Genomic DNA, 11,550 nt, shown 5'->3' with positions numbered 1-11,550 from the left:
TCGTTATCCACGTCAGTAACGACGTCTTATAAAATCTGATCATGCAGCGCGGCAGACGGTCTAAATCGGGCGGTTACGTTGCTTCTGGAAACTCTACGGTCCCGCCGGACATCAGCACTTGAATACCATCCGGCGTCAGAGAAATAACTGCCTGAAGTTTCCTAGGATTTGCGGGCTTTGGCCGCCGTTCTTGCACAACCAAGCCAGCCTGTTTGAGATGAGCAAACGCTAGATCGAAATTTGCCTGAAAGGAGTTCTTGCTACCCACAGGGTTAGAAACGGAGAACCCGTTGGGCGGCACACCAAATGATTTTGCCACATCTTTGCGAAGTTCACGCCAAGCTGTGTGATCATGCCGGATATGCTTCAATATCGGCACTGCAAGCTCCTGAAAAGTGGGAACTTTGAATGAATTCACCGCATAACTCTCGCTTACTCTAAACGCTACAACATCGTCCTTGTCCTGGATTACTGCACGCTACTTCTTCAAGCGGCCAGCATTTTTCTTAAAATTGCATTGGTAGCATTCGGCTTGAATGTTGCTGATGTCATTTGAACCACCATGATAGACTGGCACGATGTGTGCCTTGGTCCAGACATGCTTATAGCGCTTGTCGGGCCTTGCTGGTATCTCACACCATTCCCGCTTGCATTCAGCACATCTTGGAGACGCTGCTAGGAGGGTCTCCCACTCTTTCTTGGTGTGCGATCCGCCGTTCGCTTTGATGCGCTCTGCGCGCCGCTTGGCGCGCTCATTGCGGCAATCCATGCACCTGTTCCAAGAATTGAATCGCGTGCCACCGCATTTCGTACATGTTCTCACGCCCTATGCATCCGCTCAACGAGGTAGTGAAGCCCCAGCAGGGTCACGACGAGAAGACTTGAGATAATCCATACGTAAAGCCCCCAAGCAACGTATCCGGCTATGCTCAACAACGCTTGGGCCCAGGCTACAGAAGATTGCACGATCGTCATGTGGGCTTGGACAACACCAAAAACGTAAAGAACGATTGCCAGAGTTGCACAGTATCCAAAAAGGATGGCGAGGAACCGCCGTCTGGTGAGAGTTTCCTTGATTTCATCACCTTTGCGCACGGTTGTTAAGGTGGGCGCACGCCCTTTCATAACCTGGTCAAGGTTCTCGTTCGAAAAGCTCGACACCGCTGCGAGCGCTGCGATGTAAAACCCGACAAGGATACCCATCAGCGCATTGATATCCCCAATCATCTTGTCTTTGTCGAACGACAGAAATTGATCCCCCCAGAACTGGTACCCACCGTAAGTCAATGCAAACAAAACTGTCGGATAAACCCATTGGTACCAATAGATGTCGGGGCTACGGAGGCGAAGGAACGAGAAGACCGTAAAGACCTTGGTGTGTTTTTGAAGAGCCATATCAGTCGCCTACATTGTTGGCGACTTCGAGCATCTTCTGAATCATGTCGTGCCGGAACGCCTCGTAGCGCTGCGTCAAAGGTGGGTCAAAGTCGTTAACGATTTCGTTCTGAACAAAAGCCTGTTCGAGGATTTCATCACCATTGTGGTGGACCTCCGTACGTTTAATTTGTCCGTTAGCAGCTTTGATCCTTACGAAAATCTGCGTGTCGTCCGCGCCGCCGCGAAAACCTCCTAGGAAACCACCAATTCGACCGAAGATTGTGCGCGCTTGATCTTCCGAGACTCTCTTTTTCACTTCCCACCTGGCCTCATGGACCACCTCTTCGACGATTGGATCTTCATCCAAGCCGTCTTCATGGTTTTCTTCGTGGCTGATGAACTCGATGTCCTGAAGCGTACCCGTCCTCAGCGCTTCCCGGATCGTTCTGGACTGGTGCCCATCGATTTCAAAAACAGGTCGAAACCGCTTGGGATTACCATCGTCATCTTGCACTTCCTTCTCGTACAGGGCGCTTTTGCAAACCCAGGCTAAATGATCTTTGACTGAAGAAAGATAGATGCCAGGCACCTTCTCGATCATAATCAAGTGCCGACCATGCTGATCTGGTGTTTTCCTGATAAGGATGTGCGCGGCATAGTGCCCGCCTTCTTCCTCATCTTTTTCTATGTCACGCGTTTCAAGCGTCTCGAAGTGAAGAAACGATACGCCAGAAACGTTCTTGTCACCGACCTGCAAAATCAGACGATGATAGTGGTCGTCTTCATCAAGATCAGCGCACCACATGATCCGGGAATTTTTGGAGTACGGACGATGTACATCGTTTCGGGCAATCCTGTCACCGAGTGCATTAATCAAGTCTCCAATCACAAAATCCGGCGCATAGTGCGGAGCATTAGCGCGGTTTCGGATCGCCAACTTTCCAACCACAATCCAGCGGTAATTCGAAGGCAATGCCATTAATCAACTCCTTAATTTCAAATTAGTTTTTCATACCCACGGCGGATAATGCTCGCCATGAGTTTGCGCCGCTGCTCAAGAAACTCATCATATGTCAAGTTTTCCCAGCCATCGGGCAATGCATGCATTTCATGCATGAGCTTCCACTCGGTGTCGGCAAACCTCTCCGCCACCGCTGGGACGTAATCTTTTGGATCGTCATCACTGATTTCCAGATTGTCCGGCCACTCCAAAAGGGCATAGTTGGCCATTTGGTTGATCATACGTCGCTCGGCTACGCCGTTTCTTTCGAGGAATGCACGAGGGAAGAGATGATGCCGCTCCAACGCTTTTTTCTTGGACTGAATCGCTGGGTCTATCAGGTCAGGAACAGTCTTGTGCGAGAACAAGACGGGCGCTCCAAGCTTGTTTTGCGCGGCCACATAAGCAAATAGTTCAGATCGCCAGATTTCCTCTTCTGTACCGGGAAGAATGCTGCCAGCAGAAGAAATTGCCTCTTGTCTTGGCATGAGCAAAAGGACATTTGCGAGAAAGTTGAATGAGGAAGGCTTAGGTTACCGAGAAATCGTCGACGAGCTAAGGTGTGATCTCGCCAAAACTTATTTGAAAGATGGCATCAACGTTTCCGAAATTTCATTCATTCTGGACTACGCAGACTCCGCCGCTTTCTCGACTGCATTCAAAAGGTGGACCGGTGAAACTCCGAGTGCATATCGCCAATCCGCCTAGCTTCTAAGGACGGGGGCGGTTCGCAAGCTTCGGATTTCCTGCCGCGACCCCCGCCCTCCGGTTCTTTCGCGCAACGCGGTTAAATTATTATTATTTTTTAGCGATTTATCAAAGATTATCAAACAATTACAAATAAAGGGAAAAGCCGAAAATTGCTAGGCAAAAGGCCAAACAGGGCCTTAGCTCAATAAACTGAATGAATTCTGATACTTATGAGGATTTGTGGTCGTTGGGCATATTGACCCTCTGGGCGGGCTGGCCAAAAAGACTGTAGAATACTCAGAGCAATCTGGTTTCTGAAGGGCGGTAGAATACAAAGTTTGAATGCCGTCTTTGGGCTCAACGAGACCGTTGGCCGCGCCGTCAAGGAAAGTCCGCCTTGAGTCGCCGCCGTATCAGATCAGAGGAACTTGTACTTCACCCCTCAAAAAAACGTATTTGCATCTGGACCTCCGCTTTGCCTGTTGATACACGCACCTCAGTTCCGGCGTAGCTCAGCGGTAGAGCAGTTGACTGTTAATCAATTGGTCGTAGGTTCGATCCCTACCGCCGGAGCCAAAATTCCAGAAAACCAAGAGCTTAACCGGTCAGCGCATTCGCGTGATCTGAACGCAAAATGCGTTTCATCACCTTGCCGGTTGCACTCAGTGGAAGGGTGTCGACAAAGACGACCTTGTCCGGGATTTGCCACGAGGCGATTTTCCCATCAAAGAACGACAATATCTCGTCCGGCGCCGGATCCTGCCCCTCGGCGCGGACCGCCACCAGCAGTGGGCGCTCGCCCCATTTGGCGTGTGGTACGCCGACGACGGCGGCCGTGGCCAGTTGAGGATGCGCAACGGCAATGTTCTCCAGTTCTACCGAACTGATCCATTCGCCACCCGACTTGATGATGTCCTTGGACCGGTCGCGGATCGTCATGTATCCGTCCGCGTCCAGCGTGGCGACGTCTCCGGTCGCAAACCAGCCATCCTGCAATAGGTCCTCGTCCTGCATCCGGAAATAGCTGTCCAGCACCCAATGCCCACGCACCAACAGGTCGCCCTGCGTCTGTCCGTCGTGCGGCAGATCGTTGCCTGCGTCATCCACGATTTTCAGCTCGACCCCAAACGGCGGGCGACCTTGGTTTTCGCGCAACCTGTGCTGTTCTTCAACCGGAAGGTCACGGTGTTTTGCCAAAGCAACATTTGCAGTGCCCAGGGGGCTCATCTCGCTCATGCCCCAGGCGTGCACCGTGTCGACACCATAGGATTCCCTGAACGTTTCGATCATTGATGGCGGGCATGCGGCACCACCGATCACCGTACGGTTCAGACTGGCCAGCTTGCTGCCGGACTGTTCGGCATATGCCAGCAAACCCTGCCAGATCGTCGGCACACCCATGGCCAGCGTAACGCCATATTTGTCGATCAGCTTGACCAGCGCTTCCCCGTGCAGATCAGGGCCAGGCAGAACCATGCGTGATCCGGACATGGCACAGGCATAGGGCGACCCCCAGGCATTGACGTGAAACATCGGAACCACCGGCAGGACCACATCAACCGCCGAAAACCCGATGACATCCGTAGCGTTCGACGCAAAGCTGTGCAGCACCGTCGAACGATGGGAATACAGAACCCCCTTTGGGTTCCCGGTTGTTCCGGACGTGTAGCACAGGCCCGCAGCGGTATTTTCATCAAAGCTGGGCCAATCAAAGTCCGCCTTGCCGGTTTCCAGTAGCTCGTCATAGAACTGCAATCCTGGGATCTGCGACAGGGCATCCTGATTTCTCGGTCCCATCAGTACGTAGTGCTGTACTTCGTTCAGTTTGTCGCGCAGCGCCGCGACCAAAGGGATGAAGGTCGCGTCAAAGAACAGGACCCGATCCTTGGCGTGGTTGATGATATATGTAAGTTGTTCGGGAAACAGGCGCGGGTTCACAGTATGGCAGACATACCCGGCACCCGAGGTTGCGTAGTAGATTTCCAGATGGCGGCGGTTGTTCCATGCAAGCGTACCAATCCGGTTCTGCGACTGCAGGCCCAGTTGCGTAAGTGCGGACGCAAGCCGACGCGCATTTCGGGCAATCTCGGACCAGTTGGTCTGTGTGACGGTTCCATCGGTTTCTACCGAATGAATCTCGGTCTGTCCGTGATAGCGTTCCGCATGATCAATCAGCGACGAAATCAGCATTGGCTGCGTCATCATCTGTCCCAGCATGGGCATCCTCCCTTTGGCTGCGCCGCAGGAGGCCCGCAGCGCTGATCCCTGATCATCAATCTGCACCGGACCAAGTCTCGGCGGTCTGATCAGAGCGTCACCCCCGACAAATCCTGCCAATCATTTAATTGTCTGACAATAAAAGAATGTACAAAACCGCGCTAAGGGAGCCGGTGTTATTAGGGAATTCAGGCTCTGTGACGTAGGGCGTAGTCTACCAAGGCAGCGGTCGAACCGTCCTTTTCCGCGGCACTTTCGTCGCCGTCGACGATTGGTCCCAGAGATGTAGCAAGCTCTTTACCCAGCTCAACGCCCCATTGGTCGAACGAGTTGATGCCCAGCAAAATGCCCTCCACGAACACCCGATGTTCATAGAGTGCAATGATCTGGCCCAGCACAAACGGGGTCAGCTTTGGATAGATCAGCGTCGAGGATGGACGGTTACCCGGAAACAGGCGGTGACGCGCCTGCCGCTCCAGCTCATCGCCCTTCAACCCCTTGTCTGCCATCCGCGACCGCGCTTCGTCCAGCGAACGCCCGCGCATCAGCGCTTCGGATTGGGCCAGACAATTGGCCAGCAAAAGGCGGTGGTGATGCGCCAGTTCAGGTTCGTGTCCTTCTGCGGCCACCATGAACTCGCACGGGATTATGTCGGTGCTCTGGTGGATCAGCTGATAAAAGGCGTGCTGTCCGTTTGTTCCCGGCTCTCCCCAGACAACCGGGCCAGACGGCACGGTCAACGGGCTGCCATCCATGGCGACCGACTTGCCGTTCGATTCCATTTCAAGCTGTTGGAAATAGGCCGGAAGACGCAGCAAACGCTGATCATAGGGCAGAACGGCGCGGCTGGGATAGCCCAGTACCTGACGGTGCCATACACCAACAAGCGCCAGCATCACCGGCATATTCTCGGACCACTCAGCCGACCGGAAATGCAGGTCCATTGCCTGACCGCCACGCAGAAACGCGTCAAAGGAGTTGGACCCGACGGCGATCATCACCGGCAGGCCAACTGGCCCCCAGACGGAATAGCGCCCGCCGACCCAGTCGGCGAAACCAAATACGCGGTCTTCGGGGATGCCAAAGGCCTGCGTCTTGTCAAGCGCGCTTGATACGGCGGCAAATTGACGGGTCGGTTCGCCGCCCCCGTCCAGCATCCAGGCGCGCGCTGTCCGGGCGTTGGTCATTGTTTCGATGGTCGTGAACGTCTTGGAGGCGACTATGACCAGCGTTCGCGTGGGATCTAGCTGGCGCAACGTATCCGCGATATGCGCGCCATCCACGTTCGAGACATAATGCAGTCTTGGACCGTCATGGTATGGTGAAAGAGCATGGGTCGCCATGACCGGCCCCAGGTCGGATCCGCCGATCCCGATATTCACTACATCCGTAAAGCTGCCCCCTGCCCCAACGATCGAGCCTCCGCGTACTTCTTCCGCAAAAACGCGCATCCTCTGCAACGTGTCCAGAACCTCTGGCATCACATCCTGACCATCGACCTCAACCGGCCCGCCATCCAGATTTCGCAGCGCGGTGTGAAGGACCGCGCGCCCTTCGGTCTGATTTATTTTTTCTCCGCCGAACATGGCGGTACGCTTGTCGGCCAGACCCGCAGAATCGCAAAGCCCGGTCAAGGCATCACGGATTTCGGAGTTGATCAGGGTTTTGGAGTAGTCGAACAGCAGATCTCCGGCAGATGCCGAAAACTGGTGCGCCCGGTCAGCGTCGCTGTCGAACAGGTCCAGAATGCTGTGATCCTTCGCAGATGTTGCCAGCGATTTGAGAGTGTCCAACTGCATTGCCATCACTCCGCCCAGTGAACCGTCAAACCGCTCAGAACCGCGGCGATCGGCGCTTCTTCCGGCGGCAGTGACATTGCGCGTTCCAGCGCCTCGCGCTTGGATGCGCCATAGATGACCAGATGTTTGGACAGCGCCCCATCCAGTACCGGCGCGGTCAGGGTGATGCGCGCTTCGGGCTGAACTTCGGTACGAGCCACCGCCAACGTAGGTGCGTGGCTGCTCAGGGCTGCCTCGAGCCCGTCCATCCCGGGAAACAAAGATGCCGTGTGCATGTCTTCTCCCATGCCCAGCACCAGAACCGACAGAGGCAGAACCGGGGCAAGAAGGCTTTCAATCTCGGGTAAAATCTCTTCGGGCGCCTTTCCGGCAACATAAAGCGGAAGATATTGCGCGACCGAGGCCCGGCTGGTCAGCAAACGTTCGCGAATGAGCCGTTCGTTCGAGCGGTCATGATCCCCCGGAACGCAGCGTTCATCCGTCGGCAGGACACATACCCGGTCCCACTCAAGATTGGCGGCGCAAAGCCCGTCGAAAATCGGCCCCGGAGTCGTGCCCCCCGGAACAGCCAGAGACACCACGTCATGGTGCAGCAAGGCCGCCTCAAGATCCCCGGCCAACGCGTTTGCCACATCGATGGCCAGCATGTCGCGGTCTGCATATTCCTGAATATTCATGGCTTTATCCCTTGCCAGTGGCGACCATCTCTTTTCATCAGCTGCTCGGCGTCGCCCGGACCGGTGCTGCCTGTATCATAGGGTTTCGGCACGTCGCCCCGCGCCTGCCACCCGGCAATGATCGGGTCGGTCCAGGCCCACGCCGCCTCGACCTCGTCCCCGCGCATGAACAGGGTCTGGTTGCCCCGGATCACGTCCATCACAAGCCGTTCATAAGCGTCCGGCGGGTCCTGATTTTCGGGGCCCAGAGCAACGGCAAAGCTCATGTCCAGCGGCACGTCGATCAGGCGCATCCCTCCCTGTCCCGGCTCCTTGATCGTAACTTTCAGCGTGATGCCCTCATTTGGCTGCAGCCGGATGGACAGCGCATTGGCATGCCGCCCGGATTCCTCACCAAAGATCGAGTGCGGCGCATCCTTGAACTGCACATTGATCACCGAGGACCGCGCCACCAGCCTCTTGCCCGTGCGCATATAGAACGGGGTCCCCGCCCACCGCCAATTGCTGATATGGGCCCGCAAGGCCACGTAGCTTTCCGTGGTCGAACGCGGGTTGCCCACAATGTCACGATAGCCGGGCATGCCGCCGCCTGCCGCAAATTGACCGCGCACGATGTGGTGCGGCTCAACCGGGTCCAGTGCGCGAATGACTTTCAGCTTTTCATCCCGCACCGCGTCCGGGTCGAACTTGGCCGGCGGTTCCATCGCGATCAGGCACAGAAGCTGCATCAGATGGTTCTGCATCATATCACGCATTGCACCCGCGCGGTCGTAATACTCCTCGCGGCCGTTTATGCCGACGGTCTCGGCAACGGTGATCTGGATGTGATCGACATACTGGCTGTTCCACAACGGTTCGAACAGCATGTTCCCAAAGCGGACGGCCATCAGGTTCTGAACCGTTTCCTTGCCCAGGTAGTGATCAATCCGATAGATCTGCCCTTCTTCGAAATGCGCCGCCAATGTCGCATTCAGGGCCCGCGCACTGTCCAAATCATGCCCAAAAGGTTTTTCAACCACGATCCGCGTTTGCGATGTCGCCAGATCGTTGGATTTGATCCGCTCCGCCAACGGTCCAAACAACCTTGGACCAACCGAAAAGTAAAAGGCGCGGATGCGATCGATTGTCAGTTTTTCCGCCAGCCGGTCCCATCCCACTGTCGACAGGCCGTCCAGAGCGACATAATCGACACGTTGAAGGAAGCTTTCCAGCGCTGTTTCGTCCTGACAATGCCGAGACGCGTGCTGACGCAGAGATTCGGCCACGATATCGCGGAACCCCTGACAGTCATGATCCCCTCGTGCCGCGCCGATGATCTGGACATCGTCGGGCCATTGCCTTGCACAGAACCTCCGGAACAACGCAGGAAGAATCTTGCGCTTTGCCAGATCGCCGGTTGCGCCGAAAATGACCAGATCGAACGGGTCCACAGGTATGACACGAGAAACCATGGGTTTTCCTTACCTTGCCCCTGACGGCATGTCCAATGTTAGCGCAATCAACCTTCAATTCTCGCAGGTCATCAAAACTCTGTCAGGACCGCCGCGTCATACTTAACTCTGCTGTCCTGAAAGGTTAAGTCATTCTGACGACTGCAAGGAACCGGATACGGGAATGAAAGACAACGCTGCCCAAATCGCCAATGCTGGAAAATTTCAGGACAAACTGATGACAGCAGACGGTCAGATTCGCGCCTCGGTAAGGCTGAGCAATCCCGAAACGCTTTGGTTCAACACCGGAACGCTATGCAATATCGAATGCGTGAACTGTTATATTGCCAGCAGTCCTACCAACGACGCTCTGGTCTATATCACCGCGGCGGAAGTGACCGATTTTCTGAAACAAATCAAATCCAGAAACTGGCCGGTCCGCGAAATTGGGTTCACTGGCGGCGAGCCGTTCATGAACCCCGAGATGATCGACATGACCCGGGCCGCCTTGGAACACGAGTTTGAGGTCCTGATCCTGACCAACGCCATGAAACCGATGATGCGCCGCAAGATGCGCGAGGGCCTGTTAGGTCTGCAACGCGACTTTGGCGACAAGCTGACATTGCGGGTCTCGGTCGATCATTTCCTGCCCAAACTGCACGACAAGGAACGCGGCACAGGAAGCTTTGGCAAAACCCTGATCGGGATGGAATGGCTGCGCGACAGCGGGATCAAAATGGCGGTTGCCGGTCGTACGGTCTGGGGGGACAGCGACGCCGAAAGCCGCGCCGGCTATGCGGCGTTTTTTGCAGAGCATGGGTTTGACATCGACGCGCACGACCCGGGTCAGACAGTCCTGTTCCCCGAGATGGACGAAACCGCCGAAGTACCTGAAATCACGACCGCTTGTTGGGGCATACTGGACAAATCTCCCGACAGCGTCATGTGCGCCTCGTCCCGCATGGTGGTCAAACGCAAAGGCGCGGATCGTCCGGCGGTTCTGGCCTGCACCTTGCTACCCTATGAGGCTGAGTTCGAGATGGGGCCGACACTTGCAGACGCTGAGGCGGACGTGCACCTGAACCACCCCCATTGCGCCAAATTCTGCGTCCTGGGCGGCGCAAGCTGTTCCGCCTGAAGCTCAGTTCAGCTCCGGGGATTTCCAGTATTTGGTTCCTGACGCCCCGGCAGAGACGCGCCAGCCCTTTTTGCTGAGCACAAAGAACGAACGCCCCTCGGTGAACCGGACCGTCTCGCTTTTGCTGTCATCGCCGTACATGGCACCGGATTCAGCCGTCGCGTCGTATCCGTAGGCGATAAAGTGCTCCAGATCTGCGGGGGTCTCGAACAGGATGACGAACTTGGTTTCAAAACCGCCGATGCCGATAGCTGCACCAACCCCACCTGTTCCCATGTTCATGTAAGTGTGCTGACCTGTTTCTTTTGATACCGCCACACCTCGGCCATATCCTGCGGAAACAGGAAAAACCGTGACTTTTCGGGAATCAAACACCGCATAGCCCGCACTGATTTCAAAAAGAAACGCCGCATCCGGGTTTTCCGCCAGCAACTGGGTCAGTACCGTTTCCGCCATAGCATCCAGCTTGGCGCGTGTTTCTTCCGGGGTGGCTTCGTTAGACACCAGATCGGCGGTTGAATTGAACGTCTCATCAACCGCGCCTGCGCCCTTCTTGAGTGTCCCGCCGACGGCTTCGGCCCCCTGACCGATGGCGTCCGCCGTGCTTTCAGCACCCTTTTTTATCTTGTCCAAAACTCCTTCGGACGATGCCGGCCCGCAAAACGTCAAACAGGCGGCAACCGCAATCATTACTCTCTGCATCAGGCTAATCCGTGTGTGATCCGAAGTCTGAAGCGCACCTTAACCGATACAACAGAAAATGACACAGGCAACATCAACAGCTGCCTTTCTGGTCCGTTTTCAGTTCACCCGAAATTCACCTACCATGTTACGCCATTCACCCGGTGCGATCATCTTGCGATGCGTGAACCGGACGGAATGAAGCGGCCCTTCGATTTCGCGTTGCCAAAAGTCAATGAAATCAAACAGCTTCGGGTGATCCGGCGCAAGATCGTAATCCTGCCAGATGAACGTATTCAGGACATGAATGTAGTCGGGCATGTGATAGAAGAATTCCGCTGTTGTCAGCCCGTACCCCTTTAACATCAGCTCCGTTTCACTTCGCTCCATGCAGACCTCCGATTTCTGTCAAGGTCTCTTCAGCATAGCATGCAAACCACCTAATCCTTACTTAACAATATGTTACTCTGATGTTACCGAGGTTATTCTTGCGCGATTACGCAGGTTGCTTGCACCTTATGTGCCGGGTCTGATAAGGTGC

At 55.3% G+C, this 11,550-nt stretch carries 13 protein-coding genes and 1 tRNA gene; 3 read left to right on the top strand and 11 right to left on the bottom strand.

The annotated features are described in order from the left end of the window. Nucleotides 1-73: 73 nt before the first annotated feature. From AC2FIR_RS02315 to AC2FIR_RS02295, 5 genes are all read right to left on the bottom strand, one after another. Nucleotides 74-379 carry a hypothetical protein gene (locus AC2FIR_RS02315; RefSeq protein WP_496743947.1) on the bottom strand — a complete coding sequence of 102 codons (306 nt, stop codon included), beginning with the start codon at nt 377-379 and terminating at the stop codon, nt 74-76. A gap of 99 nt (nt 380-478) precedes the next feature. Further along, complete coding sequence (locus AC2FIR_RS02310; RefSeq protein WP_192966890.1) at nt 479-769, bottom strand: HNH endonuclease; 291 nt, start codon at nt 767-769, stop codon at nt 479-481. Between the two features lie 50 nt (nt 770-819). Continuing rightward, the gene (locus tag AC2FIR_RS02305) at nt 820-1,395 is read right to left on the bottom strand and encodes a hypothetical protein (protein WP_192966889.1); all 576 of its coding nucleotides are present in this window, start codon (nt 1,393-1,395) and stop codon (nt 820-822) included. Nucleotide 1,396: 1 nt separating this feature from the next. Further along, the gene (locus tag AC2FIR_RS02300) at nt 1,397-2,356 is read right to left on the bottom strand and encodes a hypothetical protein (protein ID WP_496743944.1); all 960 of its coding nucleotides are present in this window, start codon (nt 2,354-2,356) and stop codon (nt 1,397-1,399) included. Between the two features lie 17 nt (nt 2,357-2,373). Next, nucleotides 2,374-2,865, bottom strand: a complete 492-nt coding sequence (locus AC2FIR_RS02295; RefSeq protein WP_496743942.1) for a hypothetical protein — start codon at nt 2,863-2,865, stop codon at nt 2,374-2,376. Between AC2FIR_RS02295 and AC2FIR_RS02290 the strand changes: the two genes are divergently transcribed. Both AC2FIR_RS02290 and AC2FIR_RS02285 read left to right on the top strand, forming a co-directional pair. Next, on the top strand, nt 2,828-3,085 hold the full coding sequence (locus AC2FIR_RS02290; RefSeq protein ID WP_496743940.1) for a helix-turn-helix domain-containing protein: 258 nt from the start codon (nt 2,828-2,830) through the stop codon (nt 3,083-3,085). The genes AC2FIR_RS02295 and AC2FIR_RS02290 overlap by 38 nt on opposite strands. A 483-nt stretch (nt 3,086-3,568) precedes the next feature. Then, nucleotides 3,569-3,643 (top strand) — tRNA-Asn (locus AC2FIR_RS02285). A gap of 21 nt (nt 3,644-3,664) precedes the next feature. Here AC2FIR_RS02285 and AC2FIR_RS02280 read toward each other — a convergent pair. The 4 genes from AC2FIR_RS02280 to zwf form a co-directional block, all read right to left on the bottom strand. Beyond that, nucleotides 3,665-5,284 (bottom strand): long-chain-fatty-acid--CoA ligase, encoded by a 1,620-nt coding sequence (locus tag AC2FIR_RS02280; protein ID WP_496743938.1) that lies wholly within the window; start codon nt 5,282-5,284, stop codon nt 3,665-3,667. 188 nt (nt 5,285-5,472) lie between these two features. Further along, on the bottom strand, nt 5,473-7,083 hold the full coding sequence (gene pgi / locus AC2FIR_RS02275) for a glucose-6-phosphate isomerase (protein ID WP_496761863.1): 1,611 nt from the start codon (nt 7,081-7,083) through the stop codon (nt 5,473-5,475). A 5-nt stretch (nt 7,084-7,088) separates the two neighbouring features. Continuing rightward, on the bottom strand, nt 7,089-7,760 hold the full coding sequence (pgl, locus tag AC2FIR_RS02270; protein ID WP_496743934.1) for a 6-phosphogluconolactonase: 672 nt from the start codon (nt 7,758-7,760) through the stop codon (nt 7,089-7,091). Beyond that, entirely contained in the window at nt 7,757-9,211 is a 1,455-nt protein-coding gene (gene zwf / locus AC2FIR_RS02265; protein ID WP_496743932.1) for a glucose-6-phosphate dehydrogenase, read from the bottom strand. Before zwf ends, pgl begins: the two co-directional genes overlap by 4 nt. A 163-nt stretch (nt 9,212-9,374) precedes the next feature. On the opposite strand from zwf, the gene AC2FIR_RS02260 reads away from it, so the two are divergent. Further along, on the top strand, nt 9,375-10,328 hold the full coding sequence (locus AC2FIR_RS02260) for a radical SAM protein (protein ID WP_496743930.1): 954 nt from the start codon (nt 9,375-9,377) through the stop codon (nt 10,326-10,328). Between the two features lie 3 nt (nt 10,329-10,331). On the opposite strand, the gene AC2FIR_RS02255 is transcribed toward AC2FIR_RS02260, so the two are convergent. Together AC2FIR_RS02255 and AC2FIR_RS02250 are read right to left on the bottom strand one after the other, a co-directional pair. Beyond that, complete coding sequence (locus AC2FIR_RS02255) at nt 10,332-11,030, bottom strand: hypothetical protein (protein ID WP_170805620.1); 699 nt, start codon at nt 11,028-11,030, stop codon at nt 10,332-10,334. A gap of 99 nt (nt 11,031-11,129) precedes the next feature. Next, a complete protein-coding gene (locus AC2FIR_RS02250) occupies nt 11,130-11,399 on the bottom strand; it encodes an usg protein (RefSeq protein ID WP_170610835.1) in 270 nt (89 codons plus the stop codon). Nucleotides 11,400-11,550: the final 151 nt, after the last annotated feature.

This window comes from Ruegeria sp. CDSB136 (assembly GCF_059610965.1).
Note: the sequence above shows the minus strand (reverse complement) of the source record. Positions and strands in the feature narration are given on the sequence as shown.

Bases quoted from the DNA above. Each gene is read 5' to 3' on its own strand.
- AC2FIR_RS02310 (WP_192966890.1), bottom strand. From the start codon at position 769: ATGGATTGCCGCAATGAGCGCGCCAAGCGGCGCGCAGAGCGCATCAAA.
- AC2FIR_RS02305 (WP_192966889.1), bottom strand. From the start codon at position 1,395: ATGGCTCTTCAAAAACACACCAAGGTCTTTACGGTCTTCTCGTTCCTT.
- AC2FIR_RS02300 (WP_496743944.1), bottom strand. From the start codon at position 2,356: ATGGCATTGCCTTCGAATTACCGCTGGATTGTGGTTGGAAAGTTGGCG.
- AC2FIR_RS02290 (WP_496743940.1), top strand. From the start codon at position 2,828: ATGCTGCCAGCAGAAGAAATTGCCTCTTGTCTTGGCATGAGCAAAAGG.
- AC2FIR_RS02295 (WP_496743942.1), bottom strand. From the start codon at position 2,865: ATGCCAAGACAAGAGGCAATTTCTTCTGCTGGCAGCATTCTTCCCGGT.
- AC2FIR_RS02280 (WP_496743938.1), bottom strand. From the start codon at position 5,284: ATGCTGGGACAGATGATGACGCAGCCAATGCTGATTTCGTCGCTGATT.
- pgi (WP_496761863.1), bottom strand. From the start codon at position 7,083: ATGCAGTTGGACACTCTCAAATCGCTGGCAACATCTGCGAAGGATCAC.
- pgl (WP_496743934.1), bottom strand. From the start codon at position 7,760: ATGAATATTCAGGAATATGCAGACCGCGACATGCTGGCCATCGATGTG.
- zwf (WP_496743932.1), bottom strand. From the start codon at position 9,211: ATGGTTTCTCGTGTCATACCTGTGGACCCGTTCGATCTGGTCATTTTC.
- AC2FIR_RS02260 (WP_496743930.1), top strand. From the start codon at position 9,375: ATGAAAGACAACGCTGCCCAAATCGCCAATGCTGGAAAATTTCAGGAC.
- AC2FIR_RS02255 (WP_170805620.1), bottom strand. From the start codon at position 11,030: ATGCAGAGAGTAATGATTGCGGTTGCCGCCTGTTTGACGTTTTGCGGG.
- AC2FIR_RS02250 (WP_170610835.1), bottom strand. From the start codon at position 11,399: ATGGAGCGAAGTGAAACGGAGCTGATGTTAAAGGGGTACGGGCTGACA.